At 38.4% G+C, this 22,565-nt stretch carries 27 protein-coding genes; 5 read left to right on the top strand and 22 right to left on the bottom strand.

Translation table 11 applies throughout. The features are described from left to right. Nucleotides 1–356: 356 nt before the first annotated feature. The 3 genes from parC to RE409_RS12475 form a co-directional block, all read right to left on the bottom strand. Nucleotides 357–2,801 (bottom strand): DNA topoisomerase IV subunit A, encoded by a 2,445-nt coding sequence (parC, locus tag RE409_RS12485; protein WP_053345887.1) that lies wholly within the window; start codon nucleotides 2,799–2,801, stop codon nucleotides 357–359. Beyond that, complete coding sequence (parE, locus tag RE409_RS12480; protein WP_056526451.1) at nucleotides 2,791–4,776, bottom strand: DNA topoisomerase IV subunit B; 1,986 nt, start codon at nucleotides 4,774–4,776, stop codon at nucleotides 2,791–2,793. The genes parC and parE overlap by 11 nt, the downstream gene beginning before the upstream one ends. 406 nt (nucleotides 4,777–5,182) lie before the next feature. Then, the gene (locus tag RE409_RS12475) at nucleotides 5,183–5,593 is read right to left on the bottom strand and encodes a CoA-binding protein (RefSeq protein ID WP_201180773.1); all 411 of its coding nucleotides are present in this window, start codon (nucleotides 5,591–5,593) and stop codon (nucleotides 5,183–5,185) included. Between the two features lie 498 nt (nucleotides 5,594–6,091). Between RE409_RS12475 and plsY the strand changes: the two genes are divergently transcribed. Next, complete coding sequence (plsY, locus tag RE409_RS12470; protein ID WP_309559061.1) at nucleotides 6,092–6,679, top strand: glycerol-3-phosphate 1-O-acyltransferase PlsY; 588 nt, start codon at nucleotides 6,092–6,094, stop codon at nucleotides 6,677–6,679. A gap of 338 nt (nucleotides 6,680–7,017) precedes the next feature. Then, nucleotides 7,018–7,161, top strand: a complete 144-nt coding sequence (locus RE409_RS12465; protein WP_082527609.1) for a YycC family protein — start codon at nucleotides 7,018–7,020, stop codon at nucleotides 7,159–7,161. Between the two features lie 15 nt (nucleotides 7,162–7,176). Here the strand turns inward: RE409_RS12465 and RE409_RS12460 are convergent, their stop codons facing one another. Together RE409_RS12460 and RE409_RS12455 are read right to left on the bottom strand one after the other, a co-directional pair. Then, a complete protein-coding gene (locus RE409_RS12460; RefSeq protein WP_242485270.1) occupies nucleotides 7,177–7,521 on the bottom strand; it encodes a PadR family transcriptional regulator in 345 nt (114 codons plus the stop codon). Nucleotides 7,522–7,713: 192 nt separating this feature from the next. Next, the gene (locus RE409_RS12455) at nucleotides 7,714–8,235 is read right to left on the bottom strand and encodes an NUDIX hydrolase (protein ID WP_309559059.1); all 522 of its coding nucleotides are present in this window, start codon (nucleotides 8,233–8,235) and stop codon (nucleotides 7,714–7,716) included. A 66-nt stretch (nucleotides 8,236–8,301) separates the two neighbouring features. On the opposite strand from RE409_RS12455, the gene RE409_RS12450 reads away from it, so the two are divergent. After that, nucleotides 8,302–8,598: a HesB/YadR/YfhF family protein gene (locus tag RE409_RS12450; RefSeq protein WP_309559058.1), complete on the top strand. Its 297-nt coding sequence runs from the start codon at nucleotides 8,302–8,304 to the stop codon at nucleotides 8,596–8,598. A 43-nt stretch (nucleotides 8,599–8,641) separates the two neighbouring features. On the opposite strand, the gene RE409_RS12445 is transcribed toward RE409_RS12450, so the two are convergent. The 7 genes from RE409_RS12445 to acnA all read right to left on the bottom strand — a co-directional run bounded on the left by RE409_RS12445 (nucleotide 8,642) and on the right by acnA (nucleotide 14,073). Then, nucleotides 8,642–8,935, bottom strand: a complete 294-nt coding sequence (locus tag RE409_RS12445; RefSeq protein WP_201180776.1) for a hypothetical protein — start codon at nucleotides 8,933–8,935, stop codon at nucleotides 8,642–8,644. Between the two features lie 34 nt (nucleotides 8,936–8,969). After that, nucleotides 8,970–9,392, bottom strand: coding sequence for an acyl-CoA thioesterase (locus tag RE409_RS12440; protein WP_201180777.1), 423 nt, complete (start codon nucleotides 9,390–9,392; stop codon nucleotides 8,970–8,972). Nucleotides 9,393–9,556: 164 nt separating this feature from the next. Beyond that, a complete protein-coding gene (locus RE409_RS12435; RefSeq protein WP_201180778.1) occupies nucleotides 9,557–9,808 on the bottom strand; it encodes a small acid-soluble spore protein Tlp in 252 nt (83 codons plus the stop codon). 78 nt (nucleotides 9,809–9,886) lie between these two features. Beyond that, entirely contained in the window at nucleotides 9,887–10,030 is a 144-nt protein-coding gene (locus tag RE409_RS12430; RefSeq protein WP_201180780.1) for an acid-soluble spore protein N, read from the bottom strand. 166 nt (nucleotides 10,031–10,196) lie between these two features. Next, a complete protein-coding gene (locus RE409_RS12425) occupies nucleotides 10,197–10,325 on the bottom strand; it encodes an FbpB family small basic protein (RefSeq protein ID WP_081108788.1) in 129 nt (42 codons plus the stop codon). A 281-nt stretch (nucleotides 10,326–10,606) separates the two neighbouring features. Then, complete coding sequence (locus tag RE409_RS12420; RefSeq protein WP_309559057.1) at nucleotides 10,607–11,209, bottom strand: peroxiredoxin family protein; 603 nt, start codon at nucleotides 11,207–11,209, stop codon at nucleotides 10,607–10,609. A gap of 152 nt (nucleotides 11,210–11,361) precedes the next feature. Continuing rightward, nucleotides 11,362–14,073: an aconitate hydratase AcnA gene (gene acnA / locus RE409_RS12415; RefSeq protein ID WP_053345876.1), complete on the bottom strand. Its 2,712-nt coding sequence runs from the start codon at nucleotides 14,071–14,073 to the stop codon at nucleotides 11,362–11,364. Between the two features lie 384 nt (nucleotides 14,074–14,457). Between acnA and sspO the strand changes: the two genes are divergently transcribed. Beyond that, entirely contained in the window at nucleotides 14,458–14,610 is a 153-nt protein-coding gene (gene sspO, locus RE409_RS12410) for a small acid-soluble spore protein SspO (RefSeq protein ID WP_201180781.1), read from the top strand. A 127-nt stretch (nucleotides 14,611–14,737) separates the two neighbouring features. Here the strand turns inward: sspO and RE409_RS12405 are convergent, their stop codons facing one another. Further along, on the bottom strand, nucleotides 14,738–15,001 hold the full coding sequence (locus tag RE409_RS12405; RefSeq protein WP_116822025.1) for a hypothetical protein: 264 nt from the start codon (nucleotides 14,999–15,001) through the stop codon (nucleotides 14,738–14,740). 113 nt (nucleotides 15,002–15,114) lie between these two features. Here RE409_RS12405 and RE409_RS12400 point away from each other — a divergent pair, with 113 nt between their 5' ends. Next, complete coding sequence (locus RE409_RS12400) at nucleotides 15,115–15,258, top strand: small acid-soluble spore protein P (RefSeq protein ID WP_083450736.1); 144 nt, start codon at nucleotides 15,115–15,117, stop codon at nucleotides 15,256–15,258. Nucleotides 15,259–15,413: 155 nt separating this feature from the next. Here RE409_RS12400 and RE409_RS12395 read toward each other — a convergent pair whose 3' ends face one another. The 9 genes from RE409_RS12395 to RE409_RS12355 all read right to left on the bottom strand — a co-directional run bounded on the left by RE409_RS12395 (nucleotide 15,414) and on the right by RE409_RS12355 (nucleotide 22,559). After that, nucleotides 15,414–15,605, bottom strand: coding sequence for a hypothetical protein (locus tag RE409_RS12395; protein WP_309559056.1), 192 nt, complete (start codon nucleotides 15,603–15,605; stop codon nucleotides 15,414–15,416). Nucleotides 15,606–15,628: 23 nt separating this feature from the next. Further along, nucleotides 15,629–15,778, bottom strand: coding sequence for a hypothetical protein (locus RE409_RS12390; protein WP_201224707.1), 150 nt, complete (start codon nucleotides 15,776–15,778; stop codon nucleotides 15,629–15,631). Nucleotides 15,779–16,515: 737 nt separating this feature from the next. Continuing rightward, nucleotides 16,516–17,535 (bottom strand): thiazole biosynthesis adenylyltransferase ThiF, encoded by a 1,020-nt coding sequence (locus tag RE409_RS12385; RefSeq protein WP_201224708.1) that lies wholly within the window; start codon nucleotides 17,533–17,535, stop codon nucleotides 16,516–16,518. Further along, on the bottom strand, nucleotides 17,532–18,299 hold the full coding sequence (locus tag RE409_RS12380; protein ID WP_057214788.1) for a thiazole synthase: 768 nt from the start codon (nucleotides 18,297–18,299) through the stop codon (nucleotides 17,532–17,534). The genes RE409_RS12385 and RE409_RS12380 overlap by 4 nt, the downstream gene beginning before the upstream one ends. Before the next feature lies 1 nt (nucleotide 18,300). Next, complete coding sequence (gene thiS, locus RE409_RS12375; RefSeq protein ID WP_201183285.1) at nucleotides 18,301–18,504, bottom strand: sulfur carrier protein ThiS; 204 nt, start codon at nucleotides 18,502–18,504, stop codon at nucleotides 18,301–18,303. A 14-nt stretch (nucleotides 18,505–18,518) separates the two neighbouring features. Continuing rightward, on the bottom strand, nucleotides 18,519–19,643 hold the full coding sequence (gene thiO, locus RE409_RS12370; RefSeq protein WP_201180785.1) for a glycine oxidase ThiO: 1,125 nt from the start codon (nucleotides 19,641–19,643) through the stop codon (nucleotides 18,519–18,521). A 1-nt stretch (nucleotide 19,644) separates the two neighbouring features. Continuing rightward, the gene (tenI, locus tag RE409_RS12365) at nucleotides 19,645–20,256 is read right to left on the bottom strand and encodes a thiazole tautomerase TenI (RefSeq protein WP_201224710.1); all 612 of its coding nucleotides are present in this window, start codon (nucleotides 20,254–20,256) and stop codon (nucleotides 19,645–19,647) included. Nucleotides 20,257–20,296: 40 nt separating this feature from the next. Beyond that, nucleotides 20,297–21,073, bottom strand: coding sequence for an energy-coupling factor transporter transmembrane component T family protein (locus RE409_RS12360; RefSeq protein ID WP_309559055.1), 777 nt, complete (start codon nucleotides 21,071–21,073; stop codon nucleotides 20,297–20,299). A 16-nt stretch (nucleotides 21,074–21,089) separates the two neighbouring features. After that, the gene (locus RE409_RS12355) at nucleotides 21,090–22,559 is read right to left on the bottom strand and encodes an ABC transporter ATP-binding protein (protein ID WP_201224711.1); all 1,470 of its coding nucleotides are present in this window, start codon (nucleotides 22,557–22,559) and stop codon (nucleotides 21,090–21,092) included. Nucleotides 22,560–22,565 lie beyond the last annotated feature (6 nt).

The following is a 22,565-nucleotide window of genomic DNA, read 5'->3' as shown; positions in this document are numbered from 1 at the left end:
AGTCATGCTAATAATATGCAAGGAGTGTGCCAAAAATAAATCGTACTGGTGCATAGATTCTATCAGCATTAGAATTCATAATTGAATTATTTGTTGTTTGGATAAGATTATTAGCTTGCTAGTACAAGGATTTAAAATTGACTCAATAATTCATTTTTGATTTAAGAATATAGCCCGAAAAAATAATAATTGTAGTAGTTGCAAATAATGGGATATTATCAGGAGATTATTTGGTCGATGAACATGATACATAACCGGCACCCTACCGTTTATTTGTTTTGTTTGTTTTTCATCATAATAAACTAAATAAAAGGGATGCTGATTATTGTCAGCATCCCTTTTTATAAAAAAATTGTTTACGACTCTAAAGCAGATTCATCCTCTAAAGATATCTTCCACAATTCTTTCGCTTTTCCACTTACAGTTTCATCAAAAACAAAAGATCCATTCGTGTAACGATCATGATTTTTTAATGAAGCAGCATGGATTGTTTCAATTATGCCCTTTTCAGAAAGAATGAAAAGACTGTCGGTTTTATTGACAGTTTCAAATCCAATGACCCGATGTGGATTCGATTTCAATTCTCTCAAGACCACGACCCCGCGTTTTGCACGGCCAGTTTTTTCAAACTCGGTTAATTTCATTTTCTTGATGGCTCCGCGCTGGGTAACAATCAGAATTGATTCTTTACTATCCTTAGCTAAAACCTTGCCGCCAATAACATAGTCATCTTCTTTTAAATTAATCCCCTTAACTCCTGCTGCACGGACTCCAACGACACTTACTTCTTCTTCATCAAACCATAAACCGTAGCCATTATGAGTGACTAGGAAAAGCTCGGCCTGACCATCTGTATGATGGACATCAACCAATTCATCATCGCCCTTTAAATTGACACCAACTAGCGGTTTCGAATGCCGCTGTGCTTTATAGGAAGCTAGTTCAGTCTTTTTCACCATACCGTTTTTCGTGACGAACACTAAGAATTGCGGCAGGGTAAAGTCTTTGATTGGAATCGCTTTTATGATTTGTTCTTCTCGATCAATAGGAATGATGTTCGCGATATGCTGGCCGGTTTCCTTCCAGCGAATATCAGGAAGCTGATGAACTGGACAATAAAGGTAATTACCTTTGGAAGTAAACAGCAACAGAACGTCTGTTGTATTCATTTCCAGCCGCTGGAGCATTCGATCGGAATCTTTCATTCCAAAATCAAGCCCGCCTGATGCTGAATACGATCGTAAGGACGTCCGTTTGACATATCCTTCTTTCGTCACTGTCACCATCACGTCTTCACTCGCGATTAAGACTTCAAGATTGATTTTGATTTCTTCAATCTCTTTCTCAATTTTAGAGCGGCGTCCGTCATCAAACCCTTTTTTAATGAATCGTAATTCTTTTTTTATTACTTGAAGAAGTACCCTTTCACTGCCTAGGATTTTGGTCAATTCCTCAATTTTGCTGTTCAACTCCGCTGCCTCTTCTTCAAGAGCCGTAATATCTGTGTTTGTTAAGCGGTATAATTGTAAGGATACAATAGCTTCTGCTTGGGCTTCTGTAAAAGAAAATTTAGCGATAAGGTTATCTTTAGCATTACGTTTGTCTTTAGACGCACGGATGACAGCAATAACTTCATCTAAAATTGACAGTGCTTTCATTAAACCATCGACAATATGTGCCCGGTCATGTGCTTTTTGCAATTCATAACGAGAACGGTTTACAATTACTTCTTTACGATGATTGATATACGCATCGAGCATTTTTGGAAGGCTCATTAACGTTGGTCGTTTTTTATAAATCGCGACCATATTAAAATTGTATGCAATTTGAAGATCTGAATTTTTGTATAAATAATGCAGGACACCATTTGCATCTGCTTCTTTTTTCAGTTCAATTACAATACGTAAACCTGTACGATCAGTTTCATCACGTACTTCTGCAATGCCTTCTACTTTCCGATCAAGACGGAATTCATCCATTTTCTTAACAAGGTTCGCTTTATTGACTTCATAAGGGATTTCAGTGATGACGATTTGCTGTTTACCACCACGGATTGTTTCCACTTCAGCCAAGCCACGAATTATGATTTTCCCTTTACCTGTTTCATAGGCTTTACGGATACCTTCAATTCCTTGAATGATACCACCTGTAGGGAAATCCGGACCTTTAATTACCGTCATTAATTCTGCTACTGTTGCTTCTGGATTATCAATTCGCATTATAGCAGCATCAATGACCTCACCTAATTGATGCGGAGGGATTTCCGTTGCATAGCCTGCAGAAATTCCTGTCGAGCCGTTAACAAGTAAATTAGGGAACATCGCAGGTAATACGATAGGTTCTTCTGAGGTATCATCAAAATTCGGGACAAAATCAACAGTTCGTTTTTCAATATCACGTAACATCTCAGATGCAATTGATGAAAGCCTTGCTTCTGTATATCGCATTGCAGCAGGCGGATCTCCATCAATACTACCGTTGTTTCCGTGCATTTGGACCATGACTTTACGCAACTTCCAGTCCTGGCTCATCCGTACCATCGCCTCGTAAACCGAAGAATCTCCATGAGGGTGATAATTACCAATTACATTTCCGACTGTTTTTGCAGATTTTCTAAATCCTTTTTCCTGTGTATTTCCTTCTACATACATCGCATATAATATCCTGCGCTGTACCGGTTTTAACCCATCCCGTGCATCTGGAAGTGCTCGATCCTGAATAATATATTTACTATAACGCCCGAAACGGTCTCCAATAACCTCTTCAAGCGGCAAATCACGAAACGTTTCCTCAAATACCATCGTTATTGACCTCCTCTTCAATCGACATATTTTCATTATCTAAAATATTCGATTCTTCTTCGAGACCAAAAGCGACATTGGTTTCAATCCATTTACGGCGTGGTTCCACTTTGTCTCCCATTAACGTTGTCACACGTCTTTCTGCACGCGCACCGTCATCGATTTTCACGCGTATTAATGTTCTGGTTTCCGGGTTCATTGTCGTATCCCATAATTGATCGGCATTCATCTCACCCAGCCCTTTATAGCGCTGAATCATATAGCCTTTCCCCACCTTGTTTATCGCTCCCTGAAGTTCATCATCACTCCATGCATATTCAATGACTTCTTTCTTCCCGGTCCCTTTACTCACTTTATATAACGGCGGCAAGGCTATGAACACCTTACCTGCCTCAATTAACGGCTTCATATAGCGGTAAAAGAATGTTAGCAGCAGCACTTGGATATGGGCGCCATCCGTATCGGCATCAGTCATGATAATCACTTTATCATAATTAGTGTCCGAGGTATTAAACTCGGCCCCGACGCCTGCACCGATAGCATGGATAATCGTATTGATTTCTTCGTTTTTAAAAATATCCGCTAGTTTTGCCTTTTCTGTATTGATAACTTTACCCCGTAATGGCAGTACCGCTTGGAAACGGCGATCGCGGCCTTGTTTTGCGGATCCTCCTGCAGAGTCCCCTTCCACAAGATACAATTCATTCCGCTCAGGATTTTTAGATTGAGCTGGTGTCAATTTACCAGAAAGGATGGCATCCGACTTTTTCCGTTTCTTCCCACTTCTTGCATCTTCACGCGCTTTACGAGCAGCTTCACGTGCCTGGAATGCTTTAATTGATTTTTTCACCAGCAGTGCACTAGTAGTCGGATCTTCTTCAAAAAAGTAAGCCAAGTGCTCCGACACGATTGAATCAACAGCCGAACGGGCTTCGCTTGTTCCAAGCTTGCTCTTGGTTTGTCCTTCAAATTGCAAAAGTTCTTCAGGGATACGCACAGAAATAATTGAAGATAAGCCTTCTCGTATATCGGTACCTTCGAGGTTTTTATCTTTTTCCTTAAGCAGCCCCATTTTTCTAGCATAATCATTAAATGCCCGTGTCATAGCCGTTTTTGCGCCAATCTCATGGGTGCCGCCGTCTTTTGTACGAACATTATTTACAAAGCTTAGAATATTTTCTGAATACCCATCATTAAATTGAAAAGCCAGGTCGACTTCTATCCCATTCTGTTCTCCTTCTAAGCTAATAACACTATGAAGGGTTTCCTTTTCTTCATTTAAGTAGGCTACAAAGGCTTCAATTCCGTTTTCATAATGAAAAGTCTCATGCAGGTCATTACGTTCATCCGTCAATTCTATTTTCATGCCTTTTAAAAGAAAGGCTGATTCGCGTAGACGTTCAGAGAGGATATCATAATTAAAAGTCGTAACCGAAAAAATTTTCGGATCTGGCTTGAAATGGATTTTCGTCCCAACTTGGTTGGTCTTTCCAATTTTCTCTAGGGTCGTTTCCGGTTTTCCTCCCTTGAAAAACCGTTGTTCATAAACAAAGCCATCCCTTTTAATCGTCACGACAAGCCATTCAGACAATGCGTTAACGACAGAGGCACCCACACCATGAAGGCCACCGCTCGTTTTATATCCGCCTTGTCCAAATTTACCGCCTGCATGAAGAATCGTCAAAATGACTTCAGGTGTTGGTTTCCCCAATTTATGCATTCCAGTGGGCATCCCACGCCCTTTATCTGTCACACTTATACTGTTATCTTTATGTATTTTCACACTAATCTGGTCTCCATATCCAGCCAAAGCCTCATCTACGGAGTTATCTACAATCTCGTACACTAAATGATGAAGTCCACGTGCATCAGTACTGCCGATATACATACCGGGACGTTTTCTGACCGCTTCAAGTCCTTCCAGTACCTGAATTGCATCATCATTGTACTCGATTGTTTTTACTTTCTTTGCCACAGAAATTCCCCTTTCCTTACTAAACACAATTTCCGGGCCAAATCATACTGCAATGAAATGACTCTCTAGCTCTTACAAAATAATTCATACGTTGATAATCATACAAAAAGTATAATACTTTCACGAACAAAGAACAAGTGTTCTATTTTTTTAGTCCCTTTTATTAGCGTTAGCACCATCCGTTAGAACTTGTTAGTTTTGTAAACGTATCTTAGCTACCGTTCTAATTGTAGCGGTAATTTTTCATTTGGCAAATACACTTTTACTATTTCGCTTAAATTATTCTTTAAAATGATCGATATGCCCCCACGTTCTCCAAATCCAGTCATAGCTAGGCATTATTGGATTTCTTCGGATGAAGCTTTCGATACCTTTAAGAAAGAGCGGAAAATCCGCTCTTTCCAATTTACTTCGTAAGGGCGTGTTCAACTTTTATACATCGATCCATGATGACAGTATAACCTTTTTCTTTTAGATAATCATAAGCTTCTTCATTTTCAACCCCAAGCTGCGCCCAAAAAATATCAGCATCGATTTCTGCGAATTCTTTTGCAATCCCCGGGAGGAATTCAGAACGGCGAAAAACATTGACGATATCAACATGTCCTTCAATATCTTTAAGTGCTTTTACGGCCTTAACGCCCAGCACTTCAGATACAGCTGGATTTACCGGGATGATTTCATATCCGCTATCCTGCATTGCTTTTGATACCATATAAGAAGTACGCTCGGGGTTATTTGATAATCCCACAACAGCAATGCGCTTCGATTTTTTTAACATCTGACCCATTTCTTCTCTGCTTGGATTTTCTATCATTTTTATCAATCCCCTTTATAATAAAATGTATTCTTACGCATAAAGTCTTCCTCAACATGGATATTTTACAGAGAAAAGCTGACTATTACCATTATTAAGAAAAACTATTATACAAGAAATAACTTGCTTCGAAAAGGTAAGTCTCTCTTAACTTCCTTTATTTTCATACAGACTACCACGGATTGCATCAATTTATACACTATAGGTAACCCGCATATCTTATATTTACGAAAAAACGAATTCATAAACCTCTCCACCCTATATGAACATAAACGTATATCAAATGATGTATGTTCATCAAGGAAAAATCTTTTTTTAGAGGATTTTTTTTTGGACAGCCATACCATTTTGTCACGAAAATGTTACAATAAGAGGAGCTTATCAGGTATTTAAAGGCTGTTTTAGCTGTTCCTCTACGTCCAATATCGATAAAAGGAACATTCAGCCTGTTAACCGAGATAAAATAAGAAGATTTTTCTTTAAAGAAAGGGTCATAGAATGCTTACATTTATCACTTTACTGTCTGCCTACTTGATTGGTTCGATTCCATCCGGTCTAATAATCGGAAAAACCTTTTACAAAATCGATATTCGGGAGCATGGCAGTAAAAATCTAGGCGGGACAAATACCTTCCGGACACTTGGTGTCAAGGCAGGGCTAACCGTTACTATCATGGATATACTTAAAGGGACTCTAGCAACTTTTCTTCCGTTAATGCTAGGCGTGGAAATGAATCTATTGCTAGCCGGAGTTTTTGCAGTAATCGGTCATATGTTCCCTATTTTTGCAAACTTTCGGGGTGGGAAAGCTGTCGCAACATCGGCTGGTGTTATCCTTGCATATGAACCATTATTTTTTCTTATTGTCCTTATCATATTCTTTATATCCTTATACATATCCAAATATGTTTCACTATCTTCCATGATTGCTTGCCTACTAGCTCTCATTTACAGCTTAGTGTTTCATACCGATGATTGGGCTCTTATTATTGTAATTGCCATTTTAACGATTTTCATCTTTTACCGCCACCGTGCGAACATCAAACGAATAATCGATAAAACTGAACCAAAAGTAAAATGGTTGTAAGAGGAGGCCATTGGCTTTTTTAAACAAAAATAAAAGCCCGTCTTTACGGGCTTATTTCTATTCTAAAATTAATTGGCCATATGCTTCAGAATCCTGGCATGTCCTAACACCTTTTCCGAATAATTCCCAATTTTCTAAATCATTATGTTTTTAACAAACTTCATTGTTAATATTAAATATGTTCAGCAGTATTACGTTTCACCTTTTAATCTCCTACCTACTAGCGGAAGCAAAAGACTGACTGATTGATTCATGCAAATTGCCCTCATAAGGATTGAATAATTGAAGCATTGAGGCTACACTAGAACTAACCAAAAATCGTCTTTAGGAGAAGAGCCATGAAACCATTACAAATATCAACTGAAACTGCATTAAAGTTATCCGAATCTCTCAACATGCCATTAGAGCAAATCATGCATATGCCCACGCCCATCTTGCTGAAAAAGCTGGCTGAGGCTGAAGCCAAAGAAAAAACAAAATAGCTGCAGACATTGCAGCTATTTTTGTGTGCGATCATAGATAGGTGAAACAACCTTACCGATTACATCTTGAAAGGCGTTCCACTCTTCCCATTGAACTTGAAATTGAGCAACACCCAATTTCGTCGCATAATAGTATTTTCTTTTAGGACCTTCTAAAGAATCTCGCCAATAACTTATTAGATACTCTTTGCCTTCTAGCCTTTTTAAAGCGGGGTATAGCATACCTTCTTTATAATGCAAGTAGCCATCACTTAACTGTTTAAGCTGTTCAATCATTTCATACCCATACATATCCTTTTGAGCTAATAGTGAAAGCAGCACCATCTCCGTACTCCCTTTTAGAAGCTCTGTTTTCCGCAAATCAGCTACCCCCTCTAAATAAGATGATCTATCCCTAAATCTTCACATTGTATAGTTTCCTAAATATACTATTGGAACTAAAAAGCTTGCTTAACTCACTATAATACCAATATTCCAAATATTCATCTGCCAATTTATGTTATATAGGTAAGGACATAATAAATACTTCCCTTGAATTCAAAAAAAAACCGCTCAAAGGCGGATTTTAGTTGGAGAAATATTTTTTTTCATGTTAGGCAATGGCTTCTTTTTAACGGAGAGTAAAAGATTGTTTTCATATGTACAAACAAATTCGTATGGAGGGTCATCCAGTAAAATATCGCTTAGATAATACTTTATGTTGGGCACAACTTCATCTGCCTCCATAACCCATTGATATGGCTTCCAGGCAAGTTCTCCTTCATCGCAAGCTAGAAGTCCACCCCCGGTATCTTCGGCTCGGTATACATACATTCCTCCCGTTTGATTCCATGTCACAATCCCACGAAAGGTCAGTCCTTTTACCTTCAAACCAGTTTCTTCAATAATTTCTCGTTCCATCGACTCATCGATTGTTTCACCTGGTTCAATTTTTCCGCCTACACCATTCCATTTATGTTTATTTGGCTCTTTTTTGCGAAAAAGCATTAAGACTTCATTTTTGCCAGATTTTTTTCGAGTAATAAAACAAATATTGTATATAATCTCCAAAGCGATTTCCTTTCTATAGCGCACAATATTCGCATCTGCTATATAATTACTTTATACTTAAATAGCGAACCTCTGGGAAGGAGAATTTGAATGAAACTAACAATTTCCGAACAAGCTGCTAAGTGGTATAGCGATGAGTTAGAGCTTCAGGAAGGCTCTCATTTGCGCTTTTATGTAAGATATGGAGGATATAGTTCCGTTCAAAGCGGCTTTTCATTAGGTATCATGATAGAAGAACCTGAAGCTGTGGCAGCGGCAACTACATTGAATAAGATTACTTTCTATGTGGAAGAAAAAGATATCTGGTACTTCGATGGTCACGATTTACTTATCACCTTTAATGAAAAACTAACTGAGCCTGAATTTCATTACGAAAAAAGTGCTTGATACATGCAGCAGCGGTGTAGACTGCTGTTGCAAAATTCCCTATTCAATTGACCAGCCTTTCGTTAATATCCTCAGCTTTAAGAATTTCCTTTTGCCTAGCCCCCAATAGATCAAAATGAGAATAGCCATCCTTCCGGTGATGAATCCATTCTTTTTTCAGTCCGTATTTTTTGCCCCACTCTGCTAATCGTTCTAAATCATTGCACCCAACTTTTGTCACGGTCTTACAACCAGGAAAGCGATCATCGAGCCAATAATGAGTCAGAAATGCAATTTGTCCCTGATCAATTTGCTGCTTCCAGGCTACTACGTCTACCCGTTTTATCCCAAACGCCATCCTTAATTCACCTCAAATTATGTAATTACATTAGTTAATCCTGTTTTTTATTTTGCTCATAGGCCTCATGCCAATCAGGGAACATACGTTTAATAGATATAGGTCGGAAGTTGTCCTTTTTAACGCAAACATGTGAAGACTGGCCGGTTGCAGACACTTCATTTTCCCCGTTAATGATTTCATATCCATAAATGACACGCAGACCATCATATTTTTCAATCCAAGTTTTTACCTTTACTTTATCACCATAGCGGACAGGTATTTTATATGAAGCCTGGATATCCATAACAGGAGAGAGGATACCAACCGCCTCCATATCAGCATAATAAAACCCTAAATCATTGATTAATTTCGTTCTGCCAAGTTCCATCCATACAAAATAATTAGCATGGTACACTACACCCATTTGATCTGTCTCTGCATATCGAACCTCAATTTCATTTTCAGCAATCAACATCATATTTCCCCACTTTCATTTCTATTGCAATATACATTTTACCATAACTTCCGGCTAACTTTCATGTAAGCGAATCTCCTACTCTCCATTCTTTATCCATTCATCTAAAAACGAAAAATCATAAAAGAAGGGGGAGAAAGAACCTTCTTTCTCCCCCTTTCTATTTATTCTAATTGATTATCGGTTTTATAACCTCTTTCACGAGCTTGTTGTTCATCTTCTACTTCTGACATCATGCCAGCAATACTCTCTTTCCTTCGGTCGTTTTTGGCCCTTATAGCCTCTTTATCCGCTGATGAAGAGAGTGACATTGTTTCATTTGCAGCCTTTATGTTCTCTTCTGTATTCTGAATTGCATCCTGAAGTTTTTCAACATTATCCAATCTGTTGTCTTGATTGTGTTTAAATGAGCCCATTTTCTATCGCCTCAAATCATGTTATTTTTTTGTAAATAGTTCACATAATATTATTACAAGTATTTAATTAAAAGCAGTTTATTCGCCTTTTGTTTGAATAACCTGAGCATGCTTACCAGATTTGTCCTGCATTTGCTTTCCGTTATTTCCTCCTGCCGCTCTCGGCTGTGTACCAAGATGGCTTGGTCTGAAGTGTTTAGAATCTTTTTTAGGATTACCCATTTTTAATCGCCTCCTTACCTTATCATTGTTAAAAAAGCTGAAATTCATGAGTGCCAGTTTTTGAAAAGGCACTATATTTTTTAAACTAAACCGAAAAAGAGCCAGCACTTTGAAGAAAACTTCAATGTACTGGCTCTTTTTTTTCGAAAGAAAGCCCTTGCAAAGGTTATTCAGCCTTTTGCATATGTTTTTTCTCAAGTCGTTCCTCAAGTCTTTCCATTTGTTTAACGTCCATCAACAATTCTTTTTTATTTTCTTTAATCAATTCTTCAAACGTCCGTTTTCTTTTTTTCATGTTTTTCACCTACTTGTTCATAATATAATGTTCAGCATTACCCAATTAACGTAATATTATGACTATATGGTGCGAATTCTTTCAATTGTCATAATTATCAGTTATTTATATTTATAAACACCCCTTTATATCACCCTCTATACTTTAACCCATTTTTCATAGGCAGTAACCTTATTTTTAATATTTTTTTGATTTTTCAATTAATTTATGACAAATTTGTTACATATAAGCTAAATCAATAACCACTATATAAAAAAATACGGAACCCCATAAGGATTCCGTCAATTGATGCTATTGATGTTTCGTTCCATATCTTTAAGCTGCATCGCTGAAATAACTTTATTTCTGATAATACCCTTACTGTCGATAAAGTACGTCGTCGGAATACTAAGAATTTTATAACGCTCATTTACCGGGTTTTTTGCACTCTGACTGTCTAAAGGAATGGTAAAAGTGATACCATTATCTTCAACAAATGCTCGTACATCATTTTCCGGATCAATGTTGACAGCTAGAATGACGACATCTTCTCCTGCCTGTTGCGAATATTTCTGCATATCTGGCATTTCCTTTTTACAAGGCGGGCACCACGTAGCCCAGAAGTTCAGCATTACTTTTTTCCCTTTATAGTCCGACAAATTAACCTGCTTGCCATCGAGCGTCTTTAGGGAGAAATCTGGTGCCGCTGCACCAATTTTAAGTCCGCCCAGGGAATCATTTTCAGCATTTTTATCCGGTTTATTATCCATCGCTTGCACGATTGCTATCGTAAACAGTGACAGTAAGACCACCGAGGCAATAATTTTTTTAAGCATACTCGTCCCCCTAGTCCCATTACAATATAATATTTGTTCAATTCCAGAAATAGAACAACTTACTTCCATTTCCACTAACCTCTTCCATCTTATCAATAAATGCATATTCAGAAAAGCGTTATTAATAAAAATCACTATATATTATTCCAGTATTTCATAATCTTGACACAAAAAAAGCGGCAAACCTAGCATGTAGGTTTGCCGCTTCTCAAAAGCTTAAATTAGCCTTTTAATTTATTACGTAATACCATTTGAAGGATACCACCGTGACGGTAGTAGTCGATTTCGATTTCAGAGTCGAAACGAACAAGTACATCAAATTCTTTTACGTTTCCAGCTTCATCAGTAGCTGTAACTGTTACGATATCACGTGGTTTAACTGTTTCGTCGATTTTAACAGCAATCGCTTCTTTACCAGTTAATCCTAGTGTTTCAGCGTTTTCGCCTTCTTTGAATTGAAGAGGAAGAACACCCATTAACGCAAGGTTAGAACGGTGAATACGTTCGAAGCTTTCAGCGATAACTGTTTTGATGCCAAGAAGGTTAGTACCTTTTGCAGCCCAGTCACGAGAGCTTCCCATACCGTAGTCTTTACCAGCAATAACTGCAAGACCTGTTCCATCAGCTTTGTATTTCATACAAGCATCATAGATAGCCATTACATCGCCTGTTGGCCAGTAAGTAGTGTAACCACCTTCTGTACCTGGAGCAACTTGGTTACGGATACGAATGTTAGCGAAAGTTCCACGCATCATTGCTTCATGGTTACCACGACGAGAACCGTAAGAGTTAAAGTCACGTGGTTTCACACCGTTTTCACGAAGGTAGATACCAGCTGGTGTATCTTTACCGATAGCACCTGCAGGAGAAATGTGGTCAGTTGTTACTGAGTCACCGAATTTACCTACTACGCGCAAGCCAGAAAGTGGGTTAACTGAACCTGGTTCTGGTGATAATCCTTCAAAGAATGGAGGATTTTGAATGTATGTTGATTTAGAATCGAAAGCGTAAATTGCTTCGTTGCTTGTTTGGATTTCATTCCAACGTTTGTTATCGTTGAATACTGTTTCGTATTCTTTACGGAATAATTCCGGTGTAACTGTTGCTTTAACAGCAGCGTTAACCTCTTCTTGTGATGGCCAGATATCAGCAAGATACACATCGTTGCCGTCTTTATCTTTACCAAGTGAATCATTGTTAAGATCGAAGTCCACAGTACCTGCAAGTGCATATGCCACAACCAAAGTTGGAGAAGCAAGGTAGTTTGCTTTCACTAGTGGATGAATACGACCTTCGAAGTTACGGTTACCAGAAAGTACTGAAGTTACTAGTAGATCTGCTTCAGCAACTGCTGCTTCGATTTCGTCCGCTAATGGACCTGAGTTACCGATACATGTTGTACATCCGTAACCAACTACGTTGAATCCTAATTGATCAAGGTATGGTTGAAGACCTGCATCACGAAGGTAACCAGTAACAACTTTAGAACCTGGTGCTAATGATGTTTTTACATAATCCGGAACAGTCAAGCCTTTTTCAACTGCTTTTTTAGCAATAAGACCTGCTCCAAGCATTACGTATGGGTTAGAAGTATTTGTACAGCTTGTGATTGCAGCAATTGCGATCGCGCCTGTTTTCATTACCGTTTCTTTACCATCGGCAAATTTAACAGTTACTTCTTTATCTAATTCAGAATTGTCCATGCCGAAACCTTGGTTACCCATAGGTGCATTGATAGCATCATGGAAAGATTGTTTCATTTGAGAAAGTGGAATCAAATCTTGTGGGCGTTTAGGGCCTGAAAGGTTTGGTTCAATTGCTGAAAGGTCGATTTCCACAACATCATTGTAAGCTGGATCTTCGTTTTCAGGAGAGTAGAACAATCCATTTTCTTTGCAGTAAGATTCAACAACTTTAATTTGTTTTTCATCACGGCCTGTTAAGCGCATGTAATCGATGGCTTCTGCATCAACTGGGAAGAAACCAACTGTAGCACCGTATTCAGGAGCCATGTTAGCAATTGTTGCACGGTCAGCAAGTGGAAGGTATCCTACTCCAGGGCCGTAGAACTCAACAAATTTACCAACTACGCCGTGTGCACGAAGAACTTGAGTTACTTTCAATGCAAGGTCAGTAGCTGTTGTTCCTTTAGGAAGTTGACCAGTTAGTTTCACACCAACTACTTTTGGTACTGGGAAGTATGAAGGCTGTCCAAGCATACCTGCTTCTGCTTCGATACCGCCGACACCCCAACCAAGAACACCAATACCGTTGATCATTGTAGTATGTGAATCTGTACCGAATACAGAGTCAGGGAATACTTCAAAGTCGCCGTTTGGAGTTTCAACCGCATGTACTACGTTCGCAAGGTACTCAAGGTTAACTTGGTGAACGATACCAGTTGCTGGTGGAACCGCACGGTAGTTGTTGAATGATTTTTGAGCCCAGCTTAGGAACTGGTAACGCTCTGCATTACGTTCGAATTCAAGATCCATATTGGCATCAAGAGAATCAATTGTACCTGCTTTATCAACTTGTACAGAGTGGTCAATTACAAGGTCAACTGGAATTTCCGGGTTGATTTTATCAGGATCTCCACCAAGTGCAGCGAATGCATTACGTAGAGAAGCTAAATCTACAACAACTGGAACACCAGTGAAATCTTGTAGGATAACACGTGAAGGCTTGAACGGAACATCTATATCTTGTTGCTCGCTTGTTCCCCATTTAGCAAGGTTCGCAACGTGTTCTTTTGTGATTACTCTTCCGTCTACTTGGCGAAGTACTGCTTCAAGTAGGACTTTAATGGAATATGGAAGGCGTGATACTTGGCCGTCCCCTGCTTTTTCAATAGCGTCTAGGCTGTAGTAGTTGTAGCGTTCCCCTTCAATTTCAAAGGATTTACGCGCTTGGTATACGTCATTTTTCGTCATGAATATTACCCCCTATTAAACTGTCAGAACTTATTCTGCACATAAAAGTAAAACCTGGTTCACTGAAACCATGTCTACTATAAATATAAGTAAAAAAGTTAGTTTGTCGAATTTTCTCTCTGTTCTCCCACCCTAACTCTTCCTTCGACTTAATACTAATATAGAATTGAGTATAAGTAAATAACAAGAAAGTTATTGTTTTTGATAAGTTTGACTTATAGAAAAATCTCCTTTATTTATTAAAGTGCTTTGGGAAGCCTTACTTGCATGTTGTTTTTCTAAAATGTTCTAATTATATACCTGATAAATTATTCCAATAAAACATATTAGTAATGCATACATAATCATTCACCATTATCACACTCTATGAGTGGAGGTGTCGAAATGGCAAAACAAAAGGCTAATCATGTAATACCCGGAATGAACGCTGCAAAAGCACAGGGTAATGGAGCGGGTTACCATGATGAATTAGGAAATGAACCACCGTTAACCGAGATCCAAAGGCAAAATAATAAAAAACGAAAGAAAAACCAATAATTTCCTTATTCTAGCATTAAATAGTAAAGGCTTTTTGAAAATGCAGATGAACTGCATTCTTCAAAAAGCCTATTCTATTCTAAAAACAGGGAAAAAGCGCTTCTACTAGTGCCTTCAGGTATAGAAATCAATAATCGTCTGAATTGACTTCATTTACAATTGCCTGAATATCCTGTTCAAATTGTTTTAATTGTTCTCGCTGATGCTCAGAAGCGGTGACTAAAGCTGATTGTATTTGCTGAAAGGCCTCATTTACTTCCTGCTTCACATGTTTCAATTCTGTTCCGTAATTCGGCGCCGTTTTTTCAATGGCTGAGTACATATCAGTTACTTGTTGATGGCTTTGCTGAGCTTCTTGAAAAGTCCTCCGCTTATCTTGTTTATCCTGCATTAGATTCATCTCCTTAATTAGTATCCATCCATAGCATGTACGAGGTATACAAATATATGTATATGAATAATTTTTCACCGATTGATTATCTTAAGGTGTAGGAGGGATCGCACATGAACAAAAATGATGGTAAAGATATTCGAAAAAATGCACCTAAAGGTAATAACCCAGGTCAACCTGCCCCGCTAAGCGGTTCTCATAAGGTAAAAAATAGACAGCATTCCCGTCAGAAACATAATAGCAGTCACGATATGTAAACGGTTCTGCTATATATTCGTTCCATAACAAAAGCGGTGCCGCCTTAAAGGGTCGACATCGCTTTTGTTTACATACTTTTTCTAATTCACAGAATGACCAAATGCTGGATTCAAAATAGTCCGGACTAATCTTTTTATATTTTTTTGGGTTCGCATTAATTACCCAGATATATCTCTGCACTTGAGTATAAGGCTATAATCTTGGGGGATTTCGTTATCCATTTATCACTTTTTCCAAATGTTTCACTGTTGGTGTCAAGTGTCAAGTTAGCGAAGAAATATGCTTCACGAAGGCGACGTGATGGTGCACTGTCTTTTAAATAACCGGCACTCCCGTTATGCATCATACTTGATTGAACGGCTTTAATTGTTAAGTATTCCGCTTTAAGGCGGATATTAGCACTTGGGTAACACCCAGACCGAGAGGAATTTGGTAAGCTATGAATGCCGGACGAATCTGCTCCACAAATGTATCAGCATCTTCAGATAACACCCAGAATACGATTATTTTCGTTGACACCTGCTATTAATCCGAACCAATGATTATACCAAGGTTTGAAACAGACGCCAGAACACCTTTAAGAATATAGCCGCCTTCTGTAGGTTCTGCGCTTAAGTTCAGCTTTTCAAGCCCTGCTTAATATTTCAACAAGATAGACTGTCCTGTTGCACCTAACAGTTCCCATTCTCAAAAGATGACACCAATTTACTTTTTATCACTTCATTATTAGTTACGGATATACGTAACTGCAGCAAGGTGGCACCAGATACAAAAAGCTGTAGTTATGCATACTTTAGCTGTTTCCTCTTCTATGCATCTCATCTAATAAGATTTCCTTTTGCGTCTTATTAATAGAAGAAAGTAAACCAGCTTTCCCTAGCTTTTTTATATAAGAAAGGTACACGGCAAGTGTATAGAGGATTAGTCAGCAGTGATATGAGAGGTTTTAAATAAGTAGGACTAGCATAGGTTGAAAACTAGGAGAAAAAGGATATCTGCTAAATTCGTTTTGTTATGCAGAAACTCTTTTATTTCTTTGGTTCAATGAACCTGAAAAAGGCACACTGATGTCAGACAAAGACGTAGGCTTTTCACGCTTAACAAGGTTTCCATCCCCTACTTGACCACCTAAGCAATAATATCGGAGGTAAATATATGCTAGTTTTATGGGTGATTGATAGCTTGAAATAAACGGATAGCACATCTTTGCCTAACACTCTTTCAGTGTGAATTTTCATTTTACTGACTGCAATAATTTAGCCTAAATAGCGATGATACAACGATTTTGCTTCTGCGATTTCTTTTGTTCCATGAATCAGGGCCCGACCATCTTTAAAAACAACTAATCGATGAGGCCCGATTGTGAATGAAAGTAAATATGGATTTCGAACGATTTTACCACCTTGAGCAAGCAGATTTTTTTCAAGTTGCACTAAATCTCTTTCAAACTTCATTGCTGGGCGAATCTGGACAGACTCCCTCCCGCATAAAACCGCTGTTTTTGTTTTATTTAGATAAGAAAGGTGTGGGTAGGTTCGCTTTGACCCACATGACAAACAGCTGTCTTTTTTTAATTTCTTTACATTTATGGCTGTATGCTCATTTTTCCAAAGGTCAAATGAAACGATTTTATTTCTAAGGGAATCATAATCTTCCACAAGAATTTTTAATGCTTCAGTCAGTTGATAAGCAACAACCGTTTGAACGGCGGGACTAATAATTCCAGCCGTATCACAGGTTAATCCACCAATTGGAACCGTTTCCAGCAAACAATTCAAACATGGAGTTACTTCTGGGACAATTGTGTAACTTATTCCATAGCTCCCCACACACGCTCCGTAAATCCATGGAATTTTGAATTTTTGTGATATATCATTAATCAGCATCCTTGTATCAAAATTATCGGTGGCGTCCAATATTAAATCGACTCTGTCAACGAGTCGCTCCAGTTCCTCCACTGACACATCCAACACATGTGATTTTACAATTACATCTGAATTTAGCGCTTTCAATCGATTCTCCGCCGCCACTGCTTTTGGCATTCTTTTTTCAGCATCTTCCTCACAATAAAGTTGCTGTCTTTGAAGATTACTCCACTCCACATAATCTCTGTCAACAATGGTCAGTTTTCCAATTCCTGCTCGCACAAGTCCTTCAGCACTTCCCGTACCGAGAGCCCCTGCTCCAATCACCAAAACGTGTTTCTTAGAAATTTTCTGTTGCCCTTCGACTCCAATTGGTGAAAAGAGTTCTTGGCGTGAATAACGTTCATTCATCCAATGCTCATTCCTTCAACTGGACTGCTTGCTATAGCGTACTCATTTTTTTCAATTCTCCCTGCTTCATACCCTAAGCGCCCTGATTCAATAGCAAGCTTCATTGCTTTCGCCATTTTGATTGGATCTTTGGCACCCGATACAGCTGTATTAAGCAATACACCATCTGCCCCTAATTCCATGGCAATCGTTGCATCCGATGGTGTTCCAATTCCAGCATCAACAATTACCGGAACATTGGACTGTTCAATAATAAATCGTAAGTTTAGTCGGTTTATAATACCTTGGCCTGATCCAATTGGAGAAGCTCCAGGCATAATCGCATGACATCCTACTTCTTCTAAACGTTTAGCAAGTAACACATCATCAGAAGTATATGGTAACACTATAAAACCTAGCTTTACTAATTCCTCTGCTGCCTTTAGTGTTTCAATCGGATCAGGCAATAGTGTTTTTTGACAACCAATCACTTCTACCTTTATCATGTCACAAAGCCCAGACGCCTTGGCAAGCTGAGCTATTCGGACAGCTTCTTTGGCCGTTTTAGCTCCTGCTGTATTGGGAAGAAGTGTATATTTTTTCAAATCAAGCTTTTCTAAAAAATTTGGTTGGCTAGCTTCAAAAATATTCATTCTCCGAACTGCAAATGTTAATATTTCAGTCTCTGAAATCTCCACTGCTTGCTTCTGAACATCGAAACTTGAATATTTCCCAGTACCTAATAGTAATCTTGAAGAAAATTCATAAGAACCAATTTTTAACATATCATCCGCCTCCTACAAAATGTACAATCTCAACTTTGTCTCCATTTGACAAACGCGTTTCATTCTGATATTCTTTTTCTAAAATTTCATCATTTAATTCCACAATCACGACTTTCTGATGTAAGCTAAAATGCTGCAATAACTCCGCAACAGTTGACTCATTAGCAGGAATTTGTATTTTTTCTCCATTAATAATTAATTCCAATTCATTCACCTCTATTATGAAAAAATTGTATTTATCGAACGATCCACTCGAAAAGCAGACCATTCAGAATTTGCCTTTCTTTCAACTATATCTGCTATAAGTACACCCGTAATAGGAGATAGTAGAATTCCATTCCTAAAGTGACCCGTTGCAATAAAAAGTCCATTGTATGCTGGATGTTCTCCAAAGTAAGGTAGGCCATCTCCTGTTTGAGGACGTATTCCAGCCCATGCTTTTTCCCACTCCGTTTCTTTAAGTGCTGGAAGCAGATGTGTTGCCTTTTCTATTAATGTTGAAATTCCTTCGATACTTACCTTTTGGTCAAAAGTGTGAGCTTTAACCGTCGCACCAACAATGATTCTCCCGCCAACTTTAGGTACAAGATAGCACCCATGTGAAAAAATCGTTTTTTCAAGCAATGGACGATTAGTCAAAACTGAAAAGCACTCGCCTTTTACGGGATATGTATCAAGCTTTACCCCGGCCTTTTCTAGAAGAAAATTGCTCCATGCTCCACTTGCTACTATTACATTTTCACTAAAAAATTCTCCTATATTAGTGACCACACCTCTTACACACGCGTTTTCAATAATCAAATCAGAAACATGTACATATTCCTTTATATCAGCGCCTAGAGCAGCAGCAGATTTAGTAAAAGCGAGCGACAACCTAGAGGCCGAAACTTGTCCATCCTTTGGAATATACATACCACCTCTAATCTCATCAGAAAGAAGAGGCTCCTTTTTTCTTATTTCAGCAGTTGTAAACCATTCCGCCTCAAGCCCGGCTTTTTGCTGGATTTTGATCATGTTCTTCAAATCTGATTCTTGTTCACTAGTAAGTGCTACCTTAAACATTCCTTTGTTAACTAATTCAATATCAATCCCGCTTATGTCTTTTAATTCTTCCGACAGCTCGGGAAACATCCCCCTGCTTTGTCTTGCTAATGTAAAAAGCGGGTTATCAGATTCTAACTCGGATTGCGCTCCTAACATCCCGGCAGCTGCACTAGATGCTTTACTAGCAAGTCTATCTTTCTCTAATAAAAGGACTTTTTTACCTCGTTTAGCTAATTGATAAGCAATAGACCCTCCAATTACACCACCACCTACAATGATCGCATCATATATGGAATTCATCTTATATCTCCTTTCCTAAAGACCTTGCATACTCTTTTGCAGATTTTATTGGATTTTCCGCTTCTAGAACACCTGACATAACCGCGATCCCTTGTGCACCTGAATTTAGTACAAGTTGACTATTAGATGGTGTTATTCCACCTATTGCAATAATAGGTAGTTTGATATTCATCGTGATTTTTTGAAGCTCCTCTACTCCCTTAGGAGCGAGACCTCGTTTTGAGTTTGTTTCGAAAATATGGCCATAAATCGCGTAATTGGCTCCATTATGGAAAGCAGCCTTTGCTTCATCAAAGGAATGAATAGAGCTCCCAACCCTGATTTCTGGAAATGCTTGCTTTACGACTCTGACATCTAAACTATGAAAAGCCAATTGCACACCAAAAACCTTCATAGCCCAAGCTACATCCACTCGGTCATTAATAATGATTTTAGACAACGGAATCTTTTTTTCATGTAATAAGGTCACAGCTTTATAGAGTTGTGACGCACTCATCTGCTTTTCTCTAAGATAAAAGAAATCAACATAATCCTGAATGTTTGAAGCAATCTCAACAAACTTTTCAATTGGCTGTTTCCCAGTAGAAATAATATGCAATTCTTGTGCATTCATACTAAGAACTCCTTAACGATAATAATCAATTCTTCTTTAATCAAATTGATAAATACGGAAATTGGACAGATAGATAAAACCCTGCCAACAACAAGATGACAAAATACAGAATGAACCCATGGTCATTTTTAGAAAACCCAAATTCATAATAGTATGTTCGATTCCTGGTATCTGAAAATCGTTTGGCCTCCATCGCAACCGCAATCCGGTGAGCCCGTCTAATACTTCCGGATAACAACGGAATGGAGTAGGCTTTCATTTTAAAATATACGGATCTTATTCCTTTTTTCCTTTCGACGCCACGTACCCTCATCGCATTCCGTATCGTTTGAAATTCCTCCAACATGATAGGAATAAGCCTTAACGCCGCCATGAAACTATAAGCATATTTAGGTTTAAGCTTAACTTGCTGCATTAAGGAATAAAACAGGTTGACAGGTCTCGTCGTTAACGAAAAAGTTAATCCAAGTACCGCAAAAAGCAAGGCTCGAAAGCCAACCAATAATCCCCTCATGAAACTCTCTTCCGTAATCGAAATGAGTCCCCACTTAAACCAAAGTGTTTCCCCTTGTCCGAATAATATCATTGCAGAAGAAGTAGATAAAAAAATGAAACAAAAAGGAATTGATAGGAGTAAAATACGTTTTATCGGATGACCGGAAAAACACAAAAATAAGAGTAAAACACCCATGGTAACGTTAATCATATAATTTAGGTCTTTAATAAATAACGCCACCATACATAACACAATTAATACAAAAAGCTTAAGGCTTGGATTAATCTTATGGAGCCATGTTTCTGCACTCGAAACATTCACTTACATGACACCCCTTCTATAGTGATAAAACTTCGGTCTCTAAAAACGCTAGTTGCTTGCTAATCTTTTCATCACTAATTACTTTCCCATCCTTAACCGTCCAGATCCTAGTTGCAAAGTTTTTTGAAATATGATCATCATGGGTTACCATAATCACTGTAATACCCCGCTTTCGATATTCCTCGAACCATTCCAGTAAGGCAAAGGTATTTTTCGAATCTTGGCCAAAGGTAGGCTCATCTAAAAGAATGATCTTTTTTTCTTTCACTATTGAAGCCGCTACACTTAATCGCCGCTTTTGACCCATCGATAATTGAAAAGGATGTTTATCGCGATGGGCCGTAAGGTGGAACACTTCAAGCAGTGCATGAACTCTCTCTTCTATTTCTTTTGGAGGCTTTTTGTCAATTCGTAATGAATAAGCGATTTCTTCATATACAGAATTCGCAACGAATTGAAACTCAGGATTTTGAAAGACAAACGTCATGTAATCTGTTAGATTTTTCACCTTTTTAATCGAGGTTCCCATCAAATCATAATAACCATTCGTTTTAATGAACTGCATCAGTGCATGCAAAAGCGTACTCTTGCCCGCTCCATTTTCTCCGCTGATGACAATCCATTCCCCTGAGTGGATCTGCAGCTCTTCAACCATAATTTTTTCTTCCTTTTTTCGGAAACCTCTAAAACCTTGCATTTGCATAATGGTACCGCCATCATTAACTTCCGTTTGTTCACGAATGGGTGCATGGTCATGAATATACTCATCCCAAACACCAGGGAACCAGATTCCATGTTCTTTCATTTTGTTTTTGTATAATGAAAGAATGTTGTCTTTGGGACCATCAGCAATGATTTGACCGTTATCGTTAAAAAGCACTATTCGTTCGATAAATTCTAAAACATGGTCAATTTTATGTTCAACGATAATAACGGTCTTGTCTTTGCCAATTTCCTTTAAAACACCCCAAATTTCTTTTGTTCCAACCGGATCAAGCATAGCGGTTGGTTCATCTAAAAATATCACTTCAGGTTCAAGTGCCAATACTGACGCAATCGCTAAACGCTGTTTCATCCCGCCTGATAATGTATCAATACTTGTATGGATATCATCTAAGTGTAATCCTACCTGCCGGATATGATTGTGAATCCTTTCATTCATTTGCTGCTTAGGAACGGAAAGGTTTTCAAGGACGAAGGCAATTTCTTCATCTGCAAATGGCATACAAAACTGACTATCTGGGTCTTGAAAAACATATCCCCATGAAGAAGGGCTCTCCAGTTCTTTCGCTTTCATCGGGACTTCAATGGAATGTGGGATCAGCCCACTTAACACTTGCAAAAGTGTAGACTTTCCACATCCGGACGGTCCCAACAATAGAACTTTTTCACCTTTATCAAACGAGACGGATAAGTCCTTGAATATCAAGGACTCATCACCGGGAAACTTCAATCTTAACTTTTCAACAAGAGCTATTCGTTCCATACTTAT

The organism is Peribacillus sp. R9-11 (genome assembly GCF_031345095.1).
GTDB lineage: Bacteria > Bacillota > Bacilli > Bacillales > DSM-1321 > Peribacillus > Peribacillus butanolivorans.
Note: the sequence above shows the minus strand (reverse complement) of the source record. Positions and strands in the feature narration are given on the sequence as shown.

What these genes read in the sequence shown, in the direction of transcription:
- parC (WP_053345887.1), bottom strand. Translation starts at nt 2,801, where the DNA reads ATGGTATTTGAGGAAACGTTTCGTGATTTGCCGCTTGAAGAGGTTATT.
- RE409_RS12435 (WP_201180778.1), bottom strand. Translation starts at nt 9,808, where the DNA reads ATGGGCTCATTTAAACACAATCAAGACAACAGATTGGATAATGTTGAA.
- RE409_RS12430 (WP_201180780.1), bottom strand. Translation starts at nt 10,030, where the DNA reads ATGGGTAATCCTAAAAAAGATTCTAAACACTTCAGACCAAGCCATCTT.
- RE409_RS12475 (WP_201180773.1), bottom strand. Translation starts at nt 5,593, where the DNA reads ATGATAGAAAATCCAAGCAGAGAAGAAATGGGTCAGATGTTAAAAAAA.
- RE409_RS12380 (WP_057214788.1), bottom strand. Translation starts at nt 18,299, where the DNA reads ATGTTAAAAATTGGTTCTTATGAATTTTCTTCAAGATTACTATTAGGT.
- RE409_RS12420 (WP_309559057.1), bottom strand. Translation starts at nt 11,209, where the DNA reads ATGGAAGTAAGTTGTTCTATTTCTGGAATTGAACAAATATTATATTGT.
- RE409_RS12440 (WP_201180777.1), bottom strand. Translation starts at nt 9,392, where the DNA reads ATGTTGATTGCTGAAAATGAAATTGAGGTTCGATATGCAGAGACAGAT.
- plsY (WP_309559061.1), top strand. Translation starts at nt 6,092, where the DNA reads ATGCTTACATTTATCACTTTACTGTCTGCCTACTTGATTGGTTCGATT.
- acnA (WP_053345876.1), bottom strand. Translation starts at nt 14,073, where the DNA reads ATGACGAAAAATGACGTATACCAAGCGCGTAAATCCTTTGAAATTGAA.
- RE409_RS12445 (WP_201180776.1), bottom strand. Translation starts at nt 8,935, where the DNA reads ATGGCGTTTGGGATAAAACGGGTAGACGTAGTAGCCTGGAAGCAGCAA.
- RE409_RS12355 (WP_201224711.1), bottom strand. Translation starts at nt 22,559, where the DNA reads ATGGAACGAATAGCTCTTGTTGAAAAGTTAAGATTGAAGTTTCCCGGT.
- RE409_RS12465 (WP_082527609.1), top strand. Translation starts at nt 7,018, where the DNA reads ATGAAACCATTACAAATATCAACTGAAACTGCATTAAAGTTATCCGAA.
- RE409_RS12405 (WP_116822025.1), bottom strand. Translation starts at nt 15,001, where the DNA reads ATGCAGGATAAACAAGATAAGCGGAGGACTTTTCAAGAAGCTCAGCAA.
- RE409_RS12450 (WP_309559058.1), top strand. Translation starts at nt 8,302, where the DNA reads ATGAAACTAACAATTTCCGAACAAGCTGCTAAGTGGTATAGCGATGAG.
- RE409_RS12395 (WP_309559056.1), bottom strand. Translation starts at nt 15,605, where the DNA reads ATGATGCATAACGGGAGTGCCGGTTATTTAAAAGACAGTGCACCATCA.
- tenI (WP_201224710.1), bottom strand. Translation starts at nt 20,256, where the DNA reads ATGAATGCACAAGAATTGCATATTATTTCTACTGGGAAACAGCCAATT.
- sspO (WP_201180781.1), top strand. Translation starts at nt 14,458, where the DNA reads ATGGCAAAACAAAAGGCTAATCATGTAATACCCGGAATGAACGCTGCA.
- RE409_RS12400 (WP_083450736.1), top strand. Translation starts at nt 15,115, where the DNA reads ATGAACAAAAATGATGGTAAAGATATTCGAAAAAATGCACCTAAAGGT.
- RE409_RS12385 (WP_201224708.1), bottom strand. Translation starts at nt 17,535, where the DNA reads ATGAATGAACGTTATTCACGCCAAGAACTCTTTTCACCAATTGGAGTC.
- RE409_RS12425 (WP_081108788.1), bottom strand. Translation starts at nt 10,325, where the DNA reads ATGAAAAAAAGAAAACGGACGTTTGAAGAATTGATTAAAGAAAATAAA.
- thiO (WP_201180785.1), bottom strand. Translation starts at nt 19,643, where the DNA reads ATGAATTCCATATATGATGCGATCATTGTAGGTGGTGGTGTAATTGGA.